The organism is Pseudoclavibacter sp. VKM Ac-2867, assembly GCF_015351275.1.
In the GTDB taxonomy this organism is placed as follows: Bacteria; Actinomycetota; Actinomycetes; order Actinomycetales; family Microbacteriaceae; genus Pseudoclavibacter.
In genome coordinates, this window is sequence record NZ_JADKSL010000008.1 from 75757 (window position 1) to 97543 (window position 21787).

Genomic DNA, 21787 nt, shown 5'->3' on the forward strand with positions numbered 1-21787 from the left:
GTGGGGGCTCAGTCGTTGCGGTCGCGCCGCAGTGACGGGGCGAACATGACGACGAGCAGCAGCATCGCGACGGCGGTGAGCCACGGGCCGAACTGGCTCGGGTCTCCCGCGATCGCCACGACGGAACCGATCAAGACGAGGCTGGCGGCGATGATCATGGTCAACGCGAGCGGTCTCGGGTAGCGGTGCACTCCGGAAGCCTACGCGGCTCCCAGGCGTCTCGTCACGCTCAGCGCGCGACCAGTTCGAGGAACACCTGCTCGGTGATGATCTCGACGCGCTGCCCCTTCGCGGCGAGGTCCATGGCCTTCTGGATCTTGGTGCTGATCTTCGCGCCGGGGCGAAGCGTGGCGGGATCGTAGCCGCCCATCACGACAAGCGTCGTCTTCTTCGTCACGCTGCCACTCACCGTCGCTCCCTTTTCTGCAACCAGCTTCTGCGCATCTCCGCGAGTGTGGCTGTCGAGGTCGCCGGAGAAGCAAACCACCTCACCGAAGAGCGGATGCGTGGGGTCGGCGTGTGCGTTCGTTTCTGGGATGACGCTTTGCTTGTGCGCGTACGCGGACCGGCTGGCTCGTGCTTTCGCGGGTCTCGACTCGGGCCACGCGCTGGTGACGTCGCTTACTCCAGTGTGGGTCGAGAGGTGAAGGACGATCTGGGCGCAAGCGAGCGCATCCGCCCCGGCGTCGTGGTGCGAGAACGAGGGGAGGCCGAGGTGCTTGGCGACGTGGGGCAGCTTGTAGCTGTCGAGCTGCAGCCGCGCCTTCGCGAGGACGAGAGCGTCGAAGAACTCGAAGCCCGGGTCGCGGAGGCCCAGGAGCGAGTTGGCTGCGTTATACGCGCCCTTGTCGAACGAGCTGTACGCAACGATCGGGGCCGATTGCACCACCGTGGTCAGGCGCCGAAGAGTCTCACCCCAGGTGGGCGCTTGCTGCACGTGCGAGGCGCTGATGCCGTGGATGTGCGTGTTCGTGAAGACAAGGCCGGTCGGCGGATTGATGAACCACGAGTCGGTCGAGACGATGCGACCGTCGCGCACGTCGGTGACGCCGATCTGGCACACCGAACCTCGCTGGTGGTTCGCGGTCTCGAAGTCGATGGAAACGAAGTCCAGCGCCATTGCATGTCCGATCGTCGGGGGTCTCTGAATCCTAGGGACGTTCTCCGGGGCGCGAAGGTCCGGGGATATACGGGGCCTGCCGGTGACCACGCCTTGCTGCGGGGCGGCCGTTGTGGCAACGCATCATTGAGGGGCCGACTCGCTCCTGGAAAGAGCTGCCGCCAGTCTGAGGCGCGGGTCTTCACTCTCTCTCGATGACCACCGCTGCCCGCCGACTCCGCCTCCGCCTGGGCTCTCGGCGATCGCTGCCCGCCGTTTCGCCCTCGGACGTAACCCTCAGAGGGCGAAACGCCGGGCAGCGTTTGGTGGTTCAGGCTCCAATGTCGGCGCGTTCGGCTGCGGGGATCGTGCGGAGGCCGGTGGTGTCGAGGGAGTGGCGCTTGTCGCGGCGCTCGACGGAGACGCCGAGTGCGGTGAGGCCCATGCCGAGGACGGCGAGGACGACGCCCACCCAGCCGGGGGCGAGGTAGCCGAGGCCGCCAGCGATGACCATGCCGCCGAGCCAGGCGCCGAGGCTGTTGCCGACGTTGAAGGCGGCGTGGTTGATGGCGGCGCCGAGCAGTGCAGCTTCGTCGGCGATGCGCACGAGGCGCGACTGGATGGCCGGCAGCAGCGACGACGAGGTGAGGCCGAGGAAGAACACGGCCACGAACAGGCCGACCGGGTTCGACGCGATAAGGCTGTAGAAGACGAGCGACGCGATGAACGAGCCGAAGCCGACGAACATGGTTCGGGTCAGGTTGCGGTCGGCCGCCCACCCGCCGATGAGGTTGCCGAGGGTCATGCCGACGCCGAGGGTCGCGAGCACCCACGGCACGATGCCGGGGCCGAGGCCCGTCTCGCGGGTGGTGACTTCGGCGATGTACGAGTAGACGGCAAAGAAGCCTCCGAAGCCGATGGCGCCGACGGCGACCATGATCCAGAGGCGCGGGTTCTTGAAGGCGATGAGCTCCTTCATGGCGCTGCGTTCGGGGTTGCCGGGGTAGCGGGGCACGAAGAAGAACACGAGCAGGAACGTGACGAAGAAGATCGCGGCGACGAGCACGTACGCGTAGCGCCAGCCGCTGGCCTGGCCGAGCCAGGTCGCGAGGGGCACGCCGAAGATGTTGGCGATCGTGAGGCCGGAGAGTGCGAGTGCGACGCCCTGGCCCTGCTTGCCTGGGCCCATGATGCGGGCGGCGAGCAGCGAGGCGACGCCGAAGTAGGCGCCGTGGGGGAGTGCTGCGATGAAGCGCATGACCGCGGTCGTGCCGAAGTCGGGCATGAGGGCGGATGCTGCTGACGCGACGATGAAGATGCCGAGCAGCCAGAAAGCGAGCTTCGTCTGCGACATGCGCGCCGCCAGCACCGCGAAGACCGGAGCCCCGACGACGACGCCGAGGGCGTAGGCGGAGATGAGGATGCCGGCCTGCGCGATCACCGCATCTGGGTTCTCTTCGAAGCCGGGGAGCAGTTCGCGGGCGATGTCGGGCAGCAGGCCCATCGTGGCGAACTCGGTCACGCCGATGCCGAAGCCTCCGAGCGCAAGCGCGAAGAGGGCGATTCCGCGCCGGAAGGGGGTGAGTTCGGGCATGACCTGCATGTTGCGGACCTCTGCTTCTGAGATAGGGGACTGGGTTCGCAACACTGCGCGGGTACCAGGCTATTCCCAGGCGGGAGAATGTGCGAACAATCGGGGGAGCGGATGTGGTCGGGCGGGGTCGGCCGCGTGCGTGCCCACGCCTCGGGCTTACTTGGCCGCCCGCCGCTGCTCCCGGTTCCTGCTCGCGCGGCTGTGCGCGCCAAGTGGCTGCCCCGGAACAGAGTTGTGGCTCGCTACTGTCGGCACGGTTGCTCAGCACATCGCGCCACAACTCTGTGTTGGTCGGCCAGTGTTGCTCAAAATCCACCGGTGCGCGACACGTTCGACACGGTGGTGCGCGGACCTCCCAGGTTCCGGTAGGATGGTCGAGTTGTCCTCGCGGAGAACGAAAGCCACGGGCTGTGGCGCAGCTTGGTAGCGCACCTGACTGGGGGTCAGGGGGTCGCAAGTTCAAATCTTGTCAGCCCGACGGTGTGAAGTGTCGGGACATCGTAGACAGATGTCCCCTCGCTTCGGCGATTATCCCCCTCCTTCGGGAGGGGGATTTTTCGTTTTCGGGCTGGTAGTCGCGGTTTGGGTTGATGGTGTGTTGGGCGAGGATCTCGCCGGTGGTCGGGTTCGTGACGATGGTGTCGCAGTCGTGGATCAGGATGAGGACCGGTGAGGGCCCCGCTCGTGATGGCGAGCACGATGACGCGGTTTCGGTTCCCGGCAGGCATGTCTCATCGTGGGGGCTGTCCAGCATGTCTCGACACACCGCTCGCGCCCTGGCTCCCCGAGACGGGGCATATGCACGGCGCCTTGAGACAGCTACCCATGATGTCCTGAAAAAAAGACACTGCGAGCCGAACGGAAAGACCAGGTTAGGGCCGGTTTCCCACCGGGGCTTCATCGTTTGCGTTGTTCTTTTCGGAGTGGTTTATGGAAGCATTCGATCGAGGATGTTGATCCAAGATGCTCCAATCGCGGCTGTTGCGACGGGCCGGGACCTGGCCTGGAGCTGGAGCTGGATTGAGACACTGTCGGCAGCCTTCGTCTACGCCGCGGTGCCGGAGTGTGGCTGAACGGTGCGGGGCCCTCACGTTCGGTGTTATCGTGCCCGTCGAGGAATGCCTTGGCGCGTGTTGCAGCAAAGATGAGGTGCCTGGTACCGGCATGGAGATAGCCGCGGGTGTTCTGAACCACGGTATCTCGTCACCGAGCGCCAGATGCACTGACTTGAACCCTGCCGAGATCGTGTACGAGGGGAGACGTCGTGTCGCGGGGCTCAGTCACCAACGCGAGCACCACCCTCCCAGTGTGCTCATCCCGCTCATCAAGGGCGATCTCGGTCATGGCTTTGTCCTCTCGGCGCGGGCGGTGCACAAGAGTGGTATGCCTGGCGTGTTCTGTTCGACATCACTAGAGCGGATCGGGCATGCTGATAGCGCGATGAGCATCTGACTCAGCAGGAGCGCCGCGACGGTGGTCCTTCAGTAAAGGAACGCGAATGACCCAGCAGACTGCGCCCACAGATCCCAGCAACGAGCCGAGGAAGTCATCTGCTCCCATGCGGGCCTCCAGAATCAAGGTGCGCAATTTCCGCCTGCTGCGAAACGTCGATATTGACCTTGATAGACGCACGACGGTGCTGGTTGGCCGGAACAACAGTGGCAAGACAACGCTTGCAGAAGCATTTACTCGCTTCCTGCAGCCATCGACGTTGACCTTCACCGTGGCTGACTTCTCCGCCGAGAGCTACCCGGAGTTCCTCGAGGCTTGGAAGGTCTACGCGATAGGAGATGAAGAGGTCGCAAGGAGTCTTATTCCCGAGATATCTCTCACGGTGGAGATCTCATACTCGAAAGAGTTGCCCGAGTACGGGCCTCTCGCTGCAGCAATCGTCGATCTCGACCCGGACTGCACAACAGCAATGATCCGCTTGACTTACTCGCTCGAGGGTGGACGCCTGTCGGACTTCTTCGAGGGGATTGCTATTGACCCGAAAACGGGCGAGGAACCGAATGTCGAGCGCGTACTGGGGATCATCGGCGACCGAGTTCAAGGCATGTTCGGACGGTCAATTACTGCCATCGATCCAGGAGATGTGTCCAACACGCGCGACGTTACGCTAGAAGCGACGCGGCGCCTCCTCACCGTTCACCTCCTTAAAGCCCAGCGCGGACTAGACGACGAGAAGGAACAACCCAAAGAGTTGATTGGTAGGGTCTTCCAGAACCTGTTTGATGCTGCATCCAATGCAGACGACGGAACCGCCCAGAAAGAGACCGCCGATGCGCTCGCGGAAGCTGTATCTCATATCGAGCAGGATCTGGGTGTGAAAGTAAGTGAAATGGTGAAGGAGATCATCCCGACGCTTCGGAGCTTCGGGTATCCCGGTCTGGCTGACCCTGGTCTCGAAGCTGAAACGACCCTAGACATCAAACGACTGCTGGGGAATCACACAAGTATCCGTTATAGCGGCGTATCTGGCGTGTCACTCCCTGAGTCGTACAGTGGTCTGGGGTCTCGCAACCTCATCTTGATGCTACTCACTCTCCTTAGTTACTACCGGGAGTTCGTGACACGAGGCAACATGCCGGGGGTGCATTTGATCTTCGTCGAAGAGCCCGAAGCGCATCTTCATCCGCAGATGCAGGAGGTGTTCATCGAGCAACTTGCCTCGGTCTCTGAACGTTTCCCTGCGCTGGACAAAAAGAAGCAGCCTTGGTGGCCGCAGTTCGCGGTCTCGACGCACTCGTCCCATGTAGCCAACCGCGCGGATTTCTCAACCATCCGATACTTCCGTGTTGGAAGCGATCCGAGTGGTGGTCCCGGTCACCACGCCGATGTCCTCGACCTCACGGATGCAAAAGGTCTCGATAAGAAGTTCCTACACCAGTACCTGACACTGACCCGCTCTGATCTCTTCTTCGCTGACAAGGCCATTCTTGTGGAAGGCACAAGTGAGCGATTGATTGTTCCTGCGGCCATCAGAAACACTAAGCACGAGCTAAGCAGTCAGTACGTTGCGCTCATGGAAGTTGGAGGCGCATACGCACACATCTTCTTCCCACTCCTTGATTTTCTTCATATTCCAACGCTCGTCATTACTGACATTGATGCCATAGGGCCGGCCGAGGGGAAGAGTCGCCACGGCGCGACGACTGTGCACGAGGGTGTATCGACAAGCAACGCAACCATTAAAAAGTGGTTCCCCGATTCGAAGTCGCAGGCCCCAACTGCCTTGCTGCTCGCCGCGGAGACGGAAGCCATCATCCATGGCAATCGGTATCTTGCTTTCCAGGTTCCCGAGAGCAACAGAGAAGCCTGCGGTCGCACCTTCGAGGATGCTTTCCTCCTCGCGAATCCATCCGCTGAAGGACTAACTCTCACAGGCGATGCCAAACAGGACGAGGCTCTCGTCCGCGAGGCGGCGGATGCCCTGAAGAAAAGCAATTTCGCTTTGAGGTTCGCCGTGGAGGAGGCAGGTTGGAGTACGCCTCGTTACATCCGACGCGGACTCGATTGGCTACTGGATTACTCCGTAGGACAAGACGCCGTGAATGACGTTCCTATCGAAACAGGAGTGGTTGTTCGGTGACCGCCCCCGACAAGATCGTTGCTGATAACGCCGAGCGAGCTAGCGAGGAAGCTATCGCCTCGCTCTTTGCCGCGCTGGACAATCAAAGGAACTTCAAGCTTGAGGCAGGCGCCGGAGCAGGCAAGACCTATTCGCTGATCCGGGCCCTGCGACGCATACTGGAAAACAAGTCCGTGTACCTTCCCCGCAATGATCAGAGAGTCGCATGCCTGACCTACACCAAGGTTGCCCGAGACGAAATAAAAGCAAGAACCGATGAAGACCCCGCCATCTTCGCCGACACTCTCCACGGGTTCCTCTGGGAGATGATCAGCCCCTACCAGAAGGCTCTCAGGGCGGCTCTCCGTGCCTCAGAAAGCTGGAATGAGCGTCTCGCTGAGACCCAAGAGATCGGCGGGCTGGCGATCGAGTACGACCTAGGAATTCGTGGCGTCCATGAGGAACGAATCACGCTTCATCACAATGACATCCCCGAGTTCGCGATTCTTCTCTTCCGCAATGAGAAGTTCCGTTCACTCATCACCGACCGTTTCCCCGTTATCTTCATCGACGAGTACCAGGACACTCCGTCTGGACTTGCCGAAGCCGTTCTATCCGGTCACGGAGACGACCGCACAAGCCCTGTCGTGGGCTTCTTCGGTGACCACTGGCAACAGATCTACGACAGAACCTGTGGATCGATCGAGCATTCTTCGCTCACATCGATCCCCAAGAACGCCAACTTCCGATCCGACCGATCGGTCGTCGGTTTCCTGAATAAGTTGCGACCGGAGCTTCCGCAGGCGCCACGAGCCGATGCCGGTGAGGGCACCGTCACGGTCTATCACTCCAACACTTGGCCTGGTGTCCGCCTGGGTAGGAATTGGAAGGGGCAGATCTCCCAGGAAGCTACCCAGGCGTGTCTGGAATGGCTCCAACACGCGTCCCCAAGTAGCAAATGGATCCAAAATTCGAAGGATCTTAAGGTCCTAATGCTCACGCACGCGACGATCGCAAACGAGCTCGGTTACCCCAGCCTTACAGGTGTCTTCGGGTCCAACGACGCCTTCGTCAACAAGGAAGACTCGGTGATCGAGTTCCTGGTCGACACTGCGGAACCTGCCATGCAGGCGTTCACCGAGCACAAGTATGGGGAGCTGTTCCGCCTTTTGGGGAGCAAGAGGCCAATGCTCACCGCACCTAAGGACAAGCGTCGCTGGTCCGAGTACTTTGATTCGCTCATCTCGACCAGCAGGACGGGCACGATCGGGGAAGTGCTGGACCTTCTCAATTCCCAGAATCTCTTCTCCGTGCCCACACGAGTAGCAGGGAGGGAACGCGAGCTAAAGGAGGCGCTTTTGGCTCTCGGTCCAGGAGATCAACTTGAAGAGCCGCGAAACCTGGTGGAGCGTCTGGCGCTGCGCTCTGTGCCGTATGCCGAAATACGCGCACTCCGTTCCTACTTGGAGGACAGCACCGTCTTCTCGACCAAACACTCTGTCAAGGGTGCAGAGTTTGACGACGTGATCGTCCTTATTGGGCGCGGCTGGACCAAGTACGACTTCGCCAAGATGATCGCCGCCCACTCTCCGCAGAGCAAGCCGGAACTCCGGCAGGCCGGGAGTTTCCCGCATTCACGCAATCTCTTCTACGTATCCGCCTCGCGAGCAAAACACAACCTTGCACTGCTGTTCGTCCAAGAGCTCAGCGGCGATGCGATCGAGGTACTCGAAGACTGGGCAGGGCGAGAAAATGTGATCTCCATCGCGTTCGACGAAGCAGGAGCGCCAAGCTAGTGGGGTTACCCTCCTGTCGTGGACGTCGATTGAAGCGGGCTGTGGGGCCCGTTGGAATAAATGTCTTGATGAGTTCCAAGACGTCGTACAAGCTGGAGTACCGGATTGAGACTGCGAGGCGGGTGGCCGAGAGGGGCCACCCCGGTTGCGCATGTCGCTGCCGGGCTGGGCGGTAGGCACCTATTAGGCCGCTGGGTTCAGCATGAGCGGGAACACTCCGGAGTGTCCGAGCCGGTCGCGGATGGCCCGTTGCGTGAGGACGAGCGAGCGGAGCTCGCACGTCTGCGAAGTGAGGTGAGGAAACTGCGCATGGACAACCAGTTTCTGGGAAAAGCAGCAACTCTCTTCGCGTCGAAGTCACCACGCAGGAACGGTTCGAGCTGACGAATGCGGAGAAGGCGCGCTTCGGAATCGGTCGCATGGGCCGACTTCTGAACGTCCCAAGATCTGGCTACTACGCCTGGCGGTCTCGCCCGGTGGGGCCCCGAGTGCTGCGACAAGCAGCTCTGGATGTCCTGGTCCGGACGCGTATCATGCCTCGGACGGTGTGTTTGGGGCGCCTAGAATTCGCGCAGAGCTCTCCGCTTTCGGCGTTACGTCGATGTGAAGACGGTCGCGGGGTCGATGCGCCGGCAGCGGCTCGAAGGCGTCACGTCAGCCCACGCACGTTCCGACACGTGACCACGATTTCCGGGACACCCTCGCACGCGATCCCGGACCTCGTCGCGCGTCGCTGGGACCGGGGGAGCGCTCAACACGGTCTGGGTCTCGGACATCACCTACCTGCGCATGGGCGAGGGCTGACTCTACCTCGCCGTCGTCCGCGACGTTTGCTAGAGACGGACGCTGGGCGACGGACCAGGCGCAAACCACCGACCTCGTCGAGCGAGCCTTGCGCATGGCGCGCACCCTGCGTGGTGACGTGCCCGGAGAAGTCGTGTTTCTCGGCGACCGAGGCGCGAAATGCATGTCGGGCCAGGCGCATGAGGTCTGCGCGCAGTTTCGGCTGCGCCGCTCAGCGGGCAGTGCCGGGGTTGCTGGGGCATTGCGGTAGTCGAGTCGTTCTGGTCAACGCTGAAGACCGATTTCTACGACCGCCGCTCCTGGCCCACGAGGGCCGAAGCGAAGCTCGCCGGCGCAGCTTGGCTCGAGACGTTCTCCAACCGACGATCACCCGTATTGTCTATTTGCCGCTTAGCGCGTTCTCGTCCGCCGCAACCTGCTTCTGCACCGCGAACCGCGTATGGTGGTATTCTTCCTGCCGCCCTGCCGCGGCGAGCAGCTCTTCGTGCATGCCGCGCTCGGCGATCGAGCCGTCCTCGACGACGAGAATCATGTCCGCCCTGCGGATGGTGAAGAGGCAGTGGTGATGACCATCGCAGTTCCTCCCTCGAGTGCCTCACTGGGCGCCTGCACGGCGTCCTGCGACGTTTTAGTCCGTCGCCTCTCGTCGAGGGGCACGACGCACGGCTATGCGAGCATGAGCCTCGAGACGGTCATTCGCTGGCGCCCGCCGCCAGACAGCCGGTTGCCACGCTCGCGCACCATGGTGTCCAGCTGGTCTGGCAGCGACCGGATGAGCGGCTCGAGCCGCGCACGCGTGACCGCAACCCATACCTCGTCGTCGGGCACTTCCGGCCTGGCGAGGTGAAGGTTGGAGAGGATGGTCTCGCGGAAGAGGTGCCTGTCCTGCGTTACCGTGTCATAGGTCTGTTGAAGTCTCGCAACAACGGATGCGCACGCCCTGCACCAGGACGCTGTCAGTCCGACTGGAGAACCCTGATGATCAGGAACTTCCATCAGGAGTTCTCTATCTTTCACCCTCGTGTGCCTCGGACGACCTCTACTTCGCGTGCAACCTCGCCCGCATCGTCGCGATCGTTCGCGCATCAGCGACTCCCGCCACGATCCGTGGAACCTCGTCAGCATCCCCGTCCGACTTGAGCTCTCCGAGCGTCATATCCGACGCCACCTCACCTCAGAGTCGGTGGATCGACCCAAAGCGCAGCGCCCACCTAGTTCTTCGGGAACCTCGCGCGCAGCGCGTCGAGGCCCTGTTGTGCACTTCGCCGCACCTCGATCTCGGGATCCTTGAGCAGCGGTCGCAGGAGATCCACGTCTTCGAGCGCGCCCACGGCTGCCAAAGACCTCGCGGCTGCCGACCGCACTCGAGCCACGCTGTCGCCGAGCAGCCCGGCCAGTTCGGATGCTGCTGGGAGCTCGTGCGCTGCGACAACCCGTGCGCCCATTTCGCGGACGCGCCAAGCCGGGTTGGCGAGCGTACCGATCGCCGCGGGCGCGGCCGACTCATCCCAGACGTACAGCAACGCTCGCGTGCCCCAGAGCTCGGGCCAGTAGAGCACGGGTGCGCCATCGAGGATTCCTTGCGCGTGATCGCCGCCGACGTAGAGGAGGAGGTCGTCGCCCTCGTCATAGCCCTTCATGAGTTCGAGTACTCGCTCAACGAACTCGGACGGGCCGTATCGCTCGACGGCAGCCGCCAACCGCTGCTCGAGCGGCAGGTCTACAGGAACGGGCGCAGGATTCGAGGAAGTGATTTCAGGCATCAGCTCACCCTACGGGGCCGCGCTGTGGGCAGGTGCGGTGGAGGCACCTTCCCGGTGCGAACTCAGACGTTGGCATCCTCATCCGCCGCCACATTCTTCTGCACGGCGAACTGCGTCCGGTGCAGTTCCTCATACCGCCCAGCCGCCGCGAGCAGCTCCTCATGCGTGCCCCGCTCGACGATGGACCCGTCCTCGATCACGAGGATCTGGTCGGCGCTGCGGATGGTGGACAGGCGGTGGGCGATCACCATCGCCGTGCGTCCCTCGAGTGCCTCGCTGAGGGCCGCCTGCACGGCGGCCTCCGACGTCGAGTCGAGCGCGGCCGTCGCCTCGTCGAGGATCACGACGCGCGGCTGGGCGAGGAGGAGCCTCGCGATGGTCATCCGCTGGCGCTCACCGCCGGACAGTCGGTAGCCGCGCTCGCCCACCATGGTGTCCAGCTGGTCGGGCAGCGACCGGATGAGCGGCTCGAGCCTCGCCCGGCGCACCGCATCCCACACCTCGTCGTCGGTCGCCTCGGGCCTGGCGAGACGCAGGTTGGAGAGGATGGTCTCGTGGAAGAGATGCCCGTCCTGCGTCACCATGCCCAGGGTGTGCCGCATCGAGGCGAAGGTGACGTCACGGACATCCGCCCCCGCGAGCCGCACGGCACCACTGTCGACGTCGTAGAGGCGCGAGAGCAGCTGCGCGATCGTGGACTTGCCGGCACCGGACGTGCCGACGAGGGCGACGGTCTGCCCCGGCTCGATGCGGAAGGACACCCCATGCAGCACCTCCTCGCCGCCGCGAGTATCGAGCGTGGCGACCTCCTCGAGGGAGGCGAGCGACACCTTGTCCGCGGACGGGTAGGCGAAGCGGACGTCGTCGAACTCGACCGACACCGGGCCCTCAGGGACGATGGTGGCGTCGGGCTTCTCCTGGATGAGCGGCTCGAGGTCCAGCACCTCGAAGACACGCTCGAAGCTGACCACCGCGCTCATGATCTCGACGCGTGCGTTCGCGAGGCTCGTGAGCGGCGCGTAGAGGCGCGTGAGGAGCAGCGCGAGGGTGACCACGTCGCCGGTTTCCAGCTGGCCGCCGAGCGCAAGGACGCCGCCCAGCCCGTAGACAAGCGCAAGGGCGAGCGCGGAGACCAGCATCAGCGCGGTGAAGAAGACGAACTGCAGCATCGCTGTGCGAACGCCAATGTCGCGGACCCGGGCGGCGCGCACGCGGAACTCCTCGGCCTCCTCATCCGGTCGGCCGAACAGCTTGACGAGAGTGGCACCGGGCGCCGAGAAGCGCTCGGTCATCTGCGTGCTCATGGCCGAGTTGTGGTCGGCGGCCTCACGGCGCAGCGCGGCGAGGCGGCTGCCCATGCGGCGCGCGGGGATCAGGAAGATGGGGAGCATAATCACGGCGAGCACGGTGACGAGCCAGGACGTGCTGAGCATGACGATCAGCGTCAGGATGAGCGCCACGAGGTTCGTGACCACGCCAGACAGCGTGCCGCTGAAGGCCTGCTGGGCTCCGATCACGTCGTTGTTCAGGCGGCTGACGAGGGCGCCCGTCCGCGTGCGGGTGAAGAACGCGATGGGCATCTTCTGCACGTGGTTGAAGACGGCGGTGCGGAGGTCCAGGATCACGCCCTCGCCGATCCGCGCCGAGTACCAGCGCGTCACGAGCGACACGGCCGCGTCGGCGATGGCCACGAGCGCGATGACGACGGCGATCCAGACGATCGTGCTGACTGCGCCCCGGGCGACGATGACGTCGACCACCTGGCCGGCGAGCACCGGCGTCGCGACCGCGAGGAACGCGCCAACGATCGACAGGGCGATGAACAGCACCAGGTTGGCCCGGTAGGGCACCGCGAACGTCAGGATCCGCCGCACGGACTCACGGGAGATCCCGTTCTTGCCACCCTTGGCGTCCGAGATCTTGTAGAGCGAACTCCAGGCAGCGCCTTCCATGCTCATAGCGGTTCCTTCCCCTCAGCAGGAGGCTCAGCATAGGTCGCGGTTCGCCCGCGTTTGCGGTTGTCCGCCAGGGGCGAAGGACCTTCGATGTAGGTAATCCAACCCTGTTGCGAGTCGGCGACGACGGACGCGTCGTCCTGCGCGACGGCGACCGGATGCTCGGGACGTCGGGGGAGAAGGAGCGCTCGGCATGGCTTCCGTTTCGCGCCACCTTCACGGCGGAAATCCGCTCGGCGATCGCGGCGCGTCCGACGGTCAGGAGCGGTGCATCGCGACCGCGCGCACCGGCGAGCCGTCGAGGCCCGCGAACGGCAACGGCAGCGCGGAGATCCAGGGGTCGCGGGCCGGGTCGACGGCCGACAGGTTTGTCAGGTTCTCGATGATGACGCCGCCCGCGCCCAGGAACACGTCGTGGAACGGGAGGTCGGCGGATGCTGCGGTCGTGTCCGTGCGGTCAGGGCTGAGGGTATCGACGCCGATGACCGTCACACCCGCAGAGAGGAGACGATCGGCGATCGCCGCATCCAAGAAGGGATGCTCGAGGTAGCCGGGCTGCCCGAACCGCTTCGACCAGTCGGTCCTGAACACCACGATTGCGCCGGCCGCGAGCCGCTCGAGCTGGGCGGCCACCTGAGCGAGTTCGATCCTGCGTCCGGGCTGCGCGAGCTCGGTCACATCGACGAGATGCAGCGGCCCCACGAGCCGGCCGAGATCGAGGCGGTCCACCGTCGCTCCGTCGGCGATCGAGTGCGAGGGCGCATCCAGGTGCGTGCCAGTGTGCGTCCCGAGCTGCACGGCGTGCACCACAACCCCGTCGTCGGTGAGCGAGGTGGCGGGCGCAATCTGCACCTCAGGGTCGCCGGGGTAGATCTGCATGCCAGAGACGAGCGGATGCGTGAGGTCGACGAGCGTGAGCGTCATGCACGAAGCCTACGCATCGGCCTGCTTCGGAAAACGGCGGCGGCAACGACGGCGCCTGCGCGCGGGCGGCGCCCGTGGGAGGCTTGGCGCATGGACTTGGAGGTGTCACGCTCGCTCACGATTCCGGCCGCGGAGCTCGGCTGGCGCTTCTCGCGATCGTCCGGTCCGGGCGGGCAGCACGTCAACACCTCCGACAGCCGCGTCGAGCTCTTCTGGAACGTCGAAGCATCGCTCGTGCTCAGCGACGAGCAGCGGCGGATGCTCCTTTCGCGACTCGGCAAGCGTCTCGTCTCCGGGGTCGTCACGGTTGCCTCCTCCGAGCGGCGCTCGCAGCTGCGCAACCGCGAGGCGGCGCTCGAGAAGCTCGCGAACCTCGTGCGTGAGGGTCTCGCGCCTCCCGGACCGAAGCGCCGGGCAACCAAGCCGACGAAGGGCTCGCAGCGCCGCCGGCTCGAATCGAAGGGCCAACGCTCCGCGACGAAAGCGCAGCGCAAGCGCCCGTCCCACGACTGACGGACCAGGCTCCCGCATCCCGGCCAGCGCGTCCCAGCCACCTCCGTCCCGGCCAACGGCATCACTGCCAGCCAATTGCCCCTTCTCGGGGGCGGTGCTCCGGCACAATCGCGGGCAGTGATGGCGAGTCAGCTTCGCAGCCGCGGGTCGTACGTCGGGTCTGGGTACTGCTCGGCGCATCCGTTGGCGGGGGCTGAGGCTTGGAACTCGAAGTGCCACGGCTCGTTGAGGTAGGTCTGGCAGAGGCCGTACCGCGACCCGTTGGTGGCGAGCCAGTCGGAGGCACCCCCGCCTTCCACGTCGACGGCATCGCCCGAGACGTGCAGGGAGGTCTCCGGGGAGGCGACCCAGCGAGACGCCTCCTCCGCGGAGCCGTACTCGGCAACCGCATCCTGCAGCAGCTGCCGTTGCAGCTCCGCCGACCGCCACCCGCTGTTGACCATGACGTACACGCCGTCCAGCTCGGCGTCGCTCGTCGCCTCCTGCAGCGCGTCCAGGAGCACGGGGGAGAGGTTGGCGACGCCGGCGTACTCGGTCTCGAACGCAGTCGTGCCGAACTGGAGCCGCCCGTCGGGGTTCTCCGCGCCGGCATCCCCAGACCTGGTTTCGACCGCCGTCCCGCCGCCCGGCCCGCCCGACCCGGCCGTGGAGGGGGCGGCGAGCACCGCATCCGGCGCCGGAGCCTCACTGTGCGACGCGGCTGTCTGCCCGAGCTGCGCCGAGAAGATCGCGACGCCGAGGCCGGCGAGCGCGACGAGGGATGCGCCGCAAACGAGGAGGCGCACGCTCCGCTTCTTCGCGGGTGGGTCGGCGACGGTGCGCTGGTGGCGGGGCGAGCTGGTGAGCGTCATGGGACAAGTTCAGGCGAGCGCACGTTGCCCTGGCGTTGCGGGTTTCCCATACGCGGGCGATATGCCGCGGCTCGTATCATCGGCACATGCGTGTGCTGTTGGTAGAGGACGAGCCCTACATGGCGGAGGCGATCCGTGACGGGCTGCGGCTCGAAGCGATCGCCGCCGACATCGCCGGCGACGGGCACGCCGCGCTGGAGCTGCTGAGCGTCAACGACTACGACGTCGCCGTGCTCGACCGCGACATCCCCGGCCCGTCCGGCGACGAGGTCGCGAGACGCATCGTTGCATCCAAGAGCGGGGTGCTCATCCTCATGCTCACGGCCGCCGACCGCCTCGACGACAAGGCGTCGGGCTTCGAGCTCGGCGCCGACGACTACCTCACGAAGCCGTTCGAGCTACAGGAGCTCGTGCTCCGGCTGCGCGCCCTCAACCGCCGCCGCGCGCACAGCCGCCCGCCCATCCACGAGATCGCCGGCCTCAAGCTCGACCCGTTCCGCCGCGAGGTGTACCGCGACGGGCGCTACGTCGCCCTCACCCGCAAGCAGTTCGCGGTGCTCGAAGTGCTCATGAGCGCCGGCGGGGGAGTGATCAGTGCTGAGGAGCTGCTCGAGAAGGCGTGGGACGAGAACGCCGACCCCTTCACGAACGCCGTGCGCATCACGGTCTCCGCACTCCGCAAGCGTCTCGGCGAGCCGTGGCTCATCGTCACCGTGCCGGGCGTCGGCTACCGCATCGACGCCGAGGCAGCATCGGTGCTCGACGAGAACGAACTCCGGTGACGAGGCAGCGCGGCATCAGCGTCCGCCTGAAGCTCGCGCTGAGCTACGCGGCCTTCCTCATGATCGCCGGCGCCCTGCTGCTCGCCGTCGTCTACGCCTTCCTCCTCCGCTACGTGCCGGCTGAGGCGATGGCCAGCGAGTGGACTTTCTTCCCCGGCCGCACCGACCTCGTCCGCGCGTTCGTGCCAGCCGCGGCCTGGGCGCTGCTGTTCCTGCTCGTCTTCGCGCTGGTCGGCGGCTGGTTCCTGGCGGGGCGGATGCTCGCCCCGCTCACCCGCATCACCCACGCCACGCGGGCCGCGGCTGCCGGGTCGCTGTCGCACCGCATCCGCCTCGACGGCCGGAGCGACGAGTTCACCGAGCTGGCGGACAGCTTCGACGCCATGCTCGCGCAGCTCGAGGCGCACGTCGCGCAGCAGCAGCGCTTCGCGGCGAACGCCTCGCACGAGCTGCGTACGCCCCTCGCGATCTCGCAGACGCTCCTCGACGTCGCCCGCCGAGACCCGGGGCACGACCACAACGAGGTGCTCGGGCGCCTCCACTCGGTCAACGCGCGCGCGATCGAGCTGACCGAGGCGCTGCTCGTGCTGAGCCGCACCGAGCACGGCACCTTCGCGACCGAGCGCGTCGACCTGTCGCTCATCGCCGAGGAAGCGGCCGAGACGCTGCTGCCGCTCGCCGAGAAGCGCGGCGTCGCCATCGAGACGGAGGGGGAGGCCGCGGACACGATCGGCTCGCCTGCCCTCATCTCCCTCCTCGCGACGAACTTGCTGCACAACGCGATCGTCCACAACCTCCCCGAGGGCGGCACGGTGCGCCTGACGACGACGTCGGCACCGGATGCCGCGACCCTCGTCGTCGAGAACACGGGAAGCAACGTCGGCCCTGAGCTGCTGGCGACCCTCACGGAGCCGTTCCAGCGCGGCGAGCAGCGCGCCCGCAGCGACCACGCCGGAGTGGGGCTGGGCCTCGCGATCGTGAAGAGCGTCGTCAAGGCCCACGGCGGGACGATGCGCCTCGCGGCCCGGGACGGGGGCGGGCTGTGCGTGACCGTCCAGCTGCCGCCGGCCACGCGCGCCGGGACCCGTCCTGAGCTCGGCTCCCAGTCAAGCGCTGAGACAGGCCCGATGGCTGACCCCAAGACCGGCCCCAGCGCAGGCGCTGAACCAGGCAGCAAGCACCTTCGCTAGCCGACGCCCGCGCTAGCTGAACGCCGCGCGACGCACGCTCGGGGCGACGACGGCCGCGCCGAGCAGCGCACCCACGGTGTTCGCGACGATGTCGCTCGTGTCGAAGCTGCCGACGGCGAGCGCGAACTGCGTCGTCTCCATCGCGAGGCTCGTGAAGCCGGCCGCGAAGAACGTCTTCGGGCCGGGCAGGACGCGCCACAGGTACCCGGTGCAGAGGCCGAACGGCACGAAGACTGCGACGTTCGCGAGCACTTCAAGCGGCTTGCTCGCGGCGTACCCCTCGCTTGCGATGAACGGGATGAGCTTCAGGTGCCTCGTCTCGCCCCACCCGACGAACGGCACCTCGAGCTTCCACACGATGAGCCACGTCAGCAGCACCAGGTAGGCGAGGAAGAGCACGGCCACGAGGAAGCGCGGCGCCCGCGACGGTCGACGAGTCCGCGGCGCCCGCTGGGCGGTGGCGAATGCCCCGGTCGTCGGGAGTTCCAGGGTCTGGTCTGCTCGGCTGTAGCTCATGGCTACAGCCTCTCGAGGGGCGTGTTGCGGCGGCGTATGCGGGTTTCGATACGCGGACGATACCCGCCAGCGCGGGGGAGGCCAGGGGTGCCGTGCCGGGGCCGCCATTCGTGAGAGACTTCCGGCTTGTGACTTCCGCCAGCGCATCCGAGAACAGCAACCAGCACGAGGCTGCGCGAGAACCGCAAGCGGTCGCAGGGCAGGCGAGCGCCGCCCACCACCTGCAGCGTTCCCTCTCGCCGCGCCAGCTCGCGATGATGGGCCTCGGCGGTGCCATCGGCGCCGGCCTCTTCGTCGGCTCGGGGCAGGCGATCGCCGTCGCGGGACCCGCCGTGCTCGTCTCCTACGCGGTCGCGGGCCTGCTCGTCATCCTCGTGCTGTTCATGCTCGCCGAGATGGCCGCCGCCGACCCGCAGAGCGGCGCCTTCTCCGTGTACGCGGCGAAGGCCTTCGGCGCCACGGCCGGCGCGACGCTCGGCTGGTTCTACTGGATGCAGCTCGTCATCGTCATCGCCGCCGAGGCGACCGGCGCGGCCGCGATCGTTGCAGCCTGGACCCCCGGCATCCCGCAGGGCGTGTGGGCACTCGCCTTCATGGTCGCGTTCACGCTCATCAACCTCCTCGGCGTGCGCCGCTACGGCTCCTTCGAGTTCTGGTTCGCGGTGCTCAAGGTCGCCGCCATCATCGGCTTCCTCGTGCTGGGCGCCGCCCTCCTCTTCGGCCTCATCCCCGACGTCCCGTCCCCGGGTCTCTCGAACCTCGTCGCCGGCGACGGCTTCGCACCCACCGGCATCCTCGGCATCTCCGCGGCCCTGCTCATCGTCATGTTCAGCTTCGGCGGCACCGAGCTCACCGCGATCGCCGCCGCCGAGACGCGCGACCCGGCCACGAGCATCCGCCGCGCCGTGCGCAGCGTGCTGTGGCGCATCCTGCTCTTCTACATCGGCTCCGTGTTCGTCATCGTCGCCGCACTCTCCTGGACGGACCCTGCCGTCGTCGCGGGGCCCTTCGCCGCGGTGCTCGCCCTCACGAACATCCCTGGCGTCGACCTCATCATGTCGGCCATCATCGTCATCGCCCTCCTCTCGGCGCTCAACGCCAACCTCTACGGCGCCTCTCGCATGGTCTACTCGCTCTCCGAGCGCCGCTTCGCGCCCCGCGGCATGCAGCGCCTCGCGAAGAACGGCACCCCCACCATCGCGGTGCTCGTCTCGGTGGGCGTCGGCTTCCTCACGGTGATCTTCAACTTCCTCGCCCCCGACGCGGTGCTCCCGACGCTCCTCAACATCGTCGGGTCGACGCTCATAGTGCTGTGGGCGACGGTCACGGCGTCGCAGTTCGTGCTGCGGCGGCGGGCGGATGCACGCGGCGAGACCCTCACGGCCCGCATGCCCGGGTTCCCGTGGCTGAGCATCCTCGCCGGCGTCATCCTCGTCGTGATCGTCGTCCTGACGATGCTCAACGAGGGCTCACGGGAACAGCTGCTCGCGACGCTCGCCATGACGGCCGTCATCGCGATCGCGTGCGCCTTCACCAACCGCCGCCTGCGCAGGCAGGGAATCGACCCCGTGCAGCTGCTGCGCGGCGAACACCGCTGAGCTGAAGCCCGGGGCGCGAGCTCTGGGGCGTGATCCCAGGCGGTGAGTCCCGGGTCGCGAGTCCTGTGTCGTGAGTCCCGGGCCGTGACCGGGCACCGCCAGGCCGGTTGCGCCCCAGCGTCGCCGGCTCAGGCCTCGGTCAGCTCCTTCAGCACCGCGAAGCCCCGCAGGATGCCGGGGTGGGTGAGGATGCGGAAGTGGCCACCCGTCGGCAGCTCGATGTTCCGTGCGAGCTCGAGCACGCTGCCGTCGGGGATGTGCGGGTCGAAGCGGCCGAACACGGAGACGATGCGGGAGTTCGCGTCGCTCTCGCGGGCCAGCGCGAGGATCGTCGCGTCGCTGGGGGAGAAGATGCGCAGGCTCGAGACGGCCATCGCGCGGGCGTAGCGGGAGCCCGCGAACGGCGTCGCGATGGCGAGCATCCCCGCGATCCGCTCGGCGCTGTCGCCGAACGACATGGCGAACTTGCCGACGAGCCCGCCCTTGCTGTGCGTCACGAGGAGCACGTCCGTGAGGTCGTGGGCCCGCAGGTACGCGGCGACGTGCTCGGCGGCATCCGGGACCGGCCGGTGGTTGAAGCCGAGCGGCTCGAGCACGTGCACGGGGTGGCCGTTCTCGTGGATGGCCTCGATGAGCGGCAGCATGAACCGCCAGGGCTCGTAGACGCCGGGGATGATGACGACGGGGGCTCCGTCGCCGCTGAGGTACGAGCTGGCCTCGGCGCGGCTGAAGGCGGCACGGACCTGCCGCTCGACCGCGTAGACGTAATCGAGCGCCCACCAGCCGAGCTTCTGCAGTGCGCCTGTGATCATCGCGCGGCTCGATCGCCGGCGGGAGACCTCGACGGAGACCCCGCGGGAGACGGGCGCTGCGCGGGGTGAGCCGAACGCCGTCGCCGCGGTGTGAGGACTGCCATGCAAACGCCTTCCCTGGAACGGGTCTCAGCCTGCTGCCGGGAGGCGCGGCTTCGACGGGGGAACGAGCAGGCTACCGGAGGATGCCGCGTGCTCTCGCCTCGGAGACCGCCGCGGTGCGGGACGTAGCGCCGAGTTTCGTGAAGACGTGCGCGAGGTGCGACTTCACGGTCGTCTCCGTGACGAAGAGGGCCGCGGCGACGTCCGTGTTCGAGAGTCCGGATGCGACGAGCTCGAGCACTTCGATCTCCCGCGGCGAGAGGCTCTGCTGGGGCGTGCGGAGACGGTCCATGAGGCGGGAGGCGATGGGCGGCGCGAGCGCGCTCGCACCGCTCGCCGCGGCCCGGACTGCCGCGAGCAGCTCGTGGGGCGGCGCATCCTTCAGCAGGTAGCCGCTGGCGCCGGCTTCGACGGCCCCGAGGATGTCGCCCTCTGAGTCGTAGTTCGTCACGACGAGCACGTGCGGCGGGTCGGGGAGGCTGCGGATGCGGCGGGTCGCGGATGCGCCGCTCTCGTTCTCGCGCGCACCGAACTGGAGGTCCATGAGCACGAGGTCGGGCCGCTCGGTGGCCGCCGCCTGCACGGCCTCCTCGGCGGTGGACGCCTCGGCCGCAACCTCGATGTCGGGCTCGAGGCCGAGGAGGGCGCGGAGGCCCGCTCGGACGACGGGGTGGTCGTCGGCGATCACGACGCGGATCATGCGGTGCCTTCCCGGGGGAGCGTTGGGAGTGTGACGGTCAGGGTGGTGCCCTGGCCGACGCTGGAGGTGACGTCGAGGGAGCCGCCGAGCTGCTGCACTCGCTCACGGGTGGCGACGAGCCCGAACGAGTCCGAGTTCGCGCCGCCCGTCTGCTCGTGGGTGCTGGCGTCGAAGCCCCGACCGTCGTCGGCGACGGCAAAGACGAGCCCGGTCGCCGATTCGTCGAGGGTGATGGTCGCGCGGCTCGCGTCAGCGTGCTGCACGACGTTGGCGATGGCGCCCTGCGCGATGCGCAGCAGGGCGGTCTGCACGGGCATGGGCAGGGAGTCGGCGCTGCTGCGCACCTCGACGCGGATGCCGTGCGCGGCCGACGTCGCGTCCGCGAGCCGCTTCAGCGCCTGCTCGAGGTCCATGCCGTCGAGGTCCGGCGGCGACAGCTCGCGGATGAAGCGTCGGGTCTCGGCCAGGTTGTCGGCGGCCGTCTCCCTCGCCAGCCGGATGTGCCCGACCCCTGCGCCGTCGGGGTCGGCGCGCTCGGCGGCGTGCAGCAGCATCTGGATGCTCGCGAGGCCCTGCGCGACCGTGTCGTGGATCTCGCGGGCGAGGCGGGAGCGCTCGGTGAGGGTGCCCGCCTCCCGCTCCGTCGCGACGAGGTGCTCCTGCGTCGCGAGCAGCTCCCGCATGAGCTGCTCCCGCTCCCTCGCCTCCTTCGCGAGCGCCTCGTAGCCGATCCCGATGAGCACAGCGACACCCGCGCCGATGCAGGGTCCGATGACACCGGCGACCGACCAGCCTTCGTGGAGCCCGAGGCCGATGACGGCGATGGCGGTCGTCGCGGCGACCGCGAGCATCCCAGCCCGTCGGCCGAGCAGGTGCAGGTACACGAAGAAGAGCGGGAAGACGAGGTACGCGGCCTCGCGGGAGAGCCAGAGCAGCAGCATCCACTCGAGCGTCAGGGCGAGCACCCAGAGGAGGCGCTGCCTGGGCAGGGCGGCGCTCGGCCGCGTTCGCCTGGATGCGGCGATCGCCCCGAGCGCGTAGGTCGCGCCGAAGACCAGCGTCGCGGCCAGCACGAGCACCGTGCTCTGCTCGGGGGTGAGCACCGCGCGCACGGCGACCAGCGCCAGGAGTCCGAAGAAAAGGGCGTGGAGCCCCGTGCGCAGTCCCACGAAGACGGGAGTGAGCGCAGTGGTCGGCATGCGGCTCAGCCTAGACAC

General features: G+C 66.6%; 19 protein-coding genes and 1 tRNA gene. 7 read left to right on the forward strand and 13 right to left on the reverse strand.

All coding sequences use genetic code 11. From position 1 onward, the window contains the following. Positions 1–8 precede the first annotated feature (8 nt). The 3 genes from ITJ67_RS09700 to ITJ67_RS09710 all read right to left on the reverse strand — a co-directional run bounded on the left by ITJ67_RS09700 (position 9) and on the right by ITJ67_RS09710 (position 2693). Positions 9–191: a hypothetical protein gene (locus ITJ67_RS09700; RefSeq protein WP_194677470.1), complete on the reverse strand. Its 183-nt coding sequence runs from the start codon at positions 189–191 to the stop codon at positions 9–11. 38 nt (positions 192–229) lie between these two features. Further along, positions 230–1120 (reverse strand): exonuclease domain-containing protein, encoded by an 891-nt coding sequence (locus ITJ67_RS09705; protein ID WP_194677471.1) that lies wholly within the window; start codon positions 1118–1120, stop codon positions 230–232. 310 nt (positions 1121–1430) lie between these two features. Next, the gene (locus tag ITJ67_RS09710; RefSeq protein ID WP_194677472.1) at positions 1431–2693 is read right to left on the reverse strand and encodes an MFS transporter; all 1263 of its coding nucleotides are present in this window, start codon (positions 2691–2693) and stop codon (positions 1431–1433) included. 404 nt (positions 2694–3097) lie between these two features. On the opposite strand from ITJ67_RS09710, the gene ITJ67_RS09715 reads away from it, so the two are divergent. The 3 genes from ITJ67_RS09715 (at position 3098) to ITJ67_RS09725 (ending at position 8060) form a co-directional block, all read left to right on the forward strand. Next, positions 3098–3171: transfer RNA gene (locus ITJ67_RS09715), tRNA-Pro, on the forward strand. 1020 nt (positions 3172–4191) lie between these two features. Continuing rightward, complete coding sequence (locus ITJ67_RS09720) at positions 4192–6285, forward strand: ATP-dependent nuclease (protein WP_194677473.1); 2094 nt, start codon at positions 4192–4194, stop codon at positions 6283–6285. Then, positions 6282–8060: a UvrD-helicase domain-containing protein gene (locus tag ITJ67_RS09725; protein ID WP_194677474.1), complete on the forward strand. Its 1779-nt coding sequence runs from the start codon at positions 6282–6284 to the stop codon at positions 8058–8060. Before ITJ67_RS09720 ends, ITJ67_RS09725 begins: the two co-directional genes overlap by 4 nt. Before the next feature lie 1183 nt (positions 8061–9243). Here the strand turns inward: ITJ67_RS09725 and ITJ67_RS20425 are convergent. The 5 genes from ITJ67_RS20425 to ITJ67_RS09745 form a co-directional block, all read right to left on the reverse strand. Further along, positions 9244–9396: a hypothetical protein gene (locus ITJ67_RS20425; RefSeq protein WP_416362315.1), complete on the reverse strand. Its 153-nt coding sequence runs from the start codon at positions 9394–9396 to the stop codon at positions 9244–9246. A 134-nt stretch (positions 9397–9530) separates the two neighbouring features. Continuing rightward, positions 9531–9692 (reverse strand): hypothetical protein, encoded by a 162-nt coding sequence (locus tag ITJ67_RS20430; protein WP_416362316.1) that lies wholly within the window; start codon positions 9690–9692, stop codon positions 9531–9533. 383 nt (positions 9693–10075) lie between these two features. Next, complete coding sequence (locus ITJ67_RS09735; protein ID WP_194677475.1) at positions 10076–10627, reverse strand: HEAT repeat domain-containing protein; 552 nt, start codon at positions 10625–10627, stop codon at positions 10076–10078. Between the two features lie 62 nt (positions 10628–10689). After that, on the reverse strand, positions 10690–12585 hold the full coding sequence (locus tag ITJ67_RS09740; protein WP_194677476.1) for an ABC transporter ATP-binding protein: 1896 nt from the start codon (positions 12583–12585) through the stop codon (positions 10690–10692). A 255-nt stretch (positions 12586–12840) separates the two neighbouring features. Then, entirely contained in the window at positions 12841–13506 is a 666-nt protein-coding gene (locus tag ITJ67_RS09745) for a cyclase family protein (RefSeq protein WP_194677477.1), read from the reverse strand. Positions 13507–13596: 90 nt separating this feature from the next. On the opposite strand from ITJ67_RS09745, the gene arfB reads away from it, so the two are divergent. Next, positions 13597–14019 (forward strand): alternative ribosome rescue aminoacyl-tRNA hydrolase ArfB, encoded by a 423-nt coding sequence (gene arfB / locus ITJ67_RS09750; protein ID WP_104306439.1) that lies wholly within the window; start codon positions 13597–13599, stop codon positions 14017–14019. A gap of 128 nt (positions 14020–14147) precedes the next feature. Here the strand turns inward: arfB and ITJ67_RS09755 are convergent, their stop codons facing one another. Continuing rightward, positions 14148–14870, reverse strand: coding sequence for a M15 family metallopeptidase (locus ITJ67_RS09755; RefSeq protein ID WP_194677478.1), 723 nt, complete (start codon positions 14868–14870; stop codon positions 14148–14150). An 86-nt stretch (positions 14871–14956) separates the two neighbouring features. Between ITJ67_RS09755 and ITJ67_RS09760 the strand changes: the two genes are divergently transcribed. Further along, on the forward strand, positions 14957–15652 hold the full coding sequence (locus ITJ67_RS09760) for a response regulator transcription factor (RefSeq protein ID WP_104240938.1): 696 nt from the start codon (positions 14957–14959) through the stop codon (positions 15650–15652). After that, on the forward strand, positions 15649–16842 hold the full coding sequence (locus ITJ67_RS09765) for a sensor histidine kinase (RefSeq protein ID WP_194677479.1): 1194 nt from the start codon (positions 15649–15651) through the stop codon (positions 16840–16842). The genes ITJ67_RS09760 and ITJ67_RS09765 overlap by 4 nt, the downstream gene beginning before the upstream one ends. A 12-nt stretch (positions 16843–16854) precedes the next feature. Here ITJ67_RS09765 and ITJ67_RS09770 read toward each other — a convergent pair whose 3' ends face one another. Further along, complete coding sequence (locus tag ITJ67_RS09770; protein WP_181062910.1) at positions 16855–17358, reverse strand: VanZ family protein; 504 nt, start codon at positions 17356–17358, stop codon at positions 16855–16857. A gap of 128 nt (positions 17359–17486) precedes the next feature. Between ITJ67_RS09770 and ITJ67_RS09775 the strand changes: the two genes are divergently transcribed. Next, positions 17487–18956, forward strand: a complete 1470-nt coding sequence (locus tag ITJ67_RS09775; protein ID WP_323741438.1) for an amino acid permease — start codon at positions 17487–17489, stop codon at positions 18954–18956. A gap of 128 nt (positions 18957–19084) precedes the next feature. On the opposite strand, the gene ITJ67_RS09780 is transcribed toward ITJ67_RS09775, so the two are convergent. The 3 genes from ITJ67_RS09780 to ITJ67_RS09790 form a co-directional block, all read right to left on the reverse strand. Further along, positions 19085–19768: an esterase/lipase family protein gene (locus ITJ67_RS09780; protein ID WP_194677481.1), complete on the reverse strand. Its 684-nt coding sequence runs from the start codon at positions 19766–19768 to the stop codon at positions 19085–19087. Between the two features lie 175 nt (positions 19769–19943). Then, positions 19944–20570: a response regulator transcription factor gene (locus tag ITJ67_RS09785; RefSeq protein ID WP_104240942.1), complete on the reverse strand. Its 627-nt coding sequence runs from the start codon at positions 20568–20570 to the stop codon at positions 19944–19946. Further along, positions 20567–21769: a sensor histidine kinase gene (locus ITJ67_RS09790; protein ID WP_194677482.1), complete on the reverse strand. Its 1203-nt coding sequence runs from the start codon at positions 21767–21769 to the stop codon at positions 20567–20569. The genes ITJ67_RS09785 and ITJ67_RS09790 overlap by 4 nt, the downstream gene beginning before the upstream one ends. Positions 21770–21787: the final 18 nt, after the last annotated feature.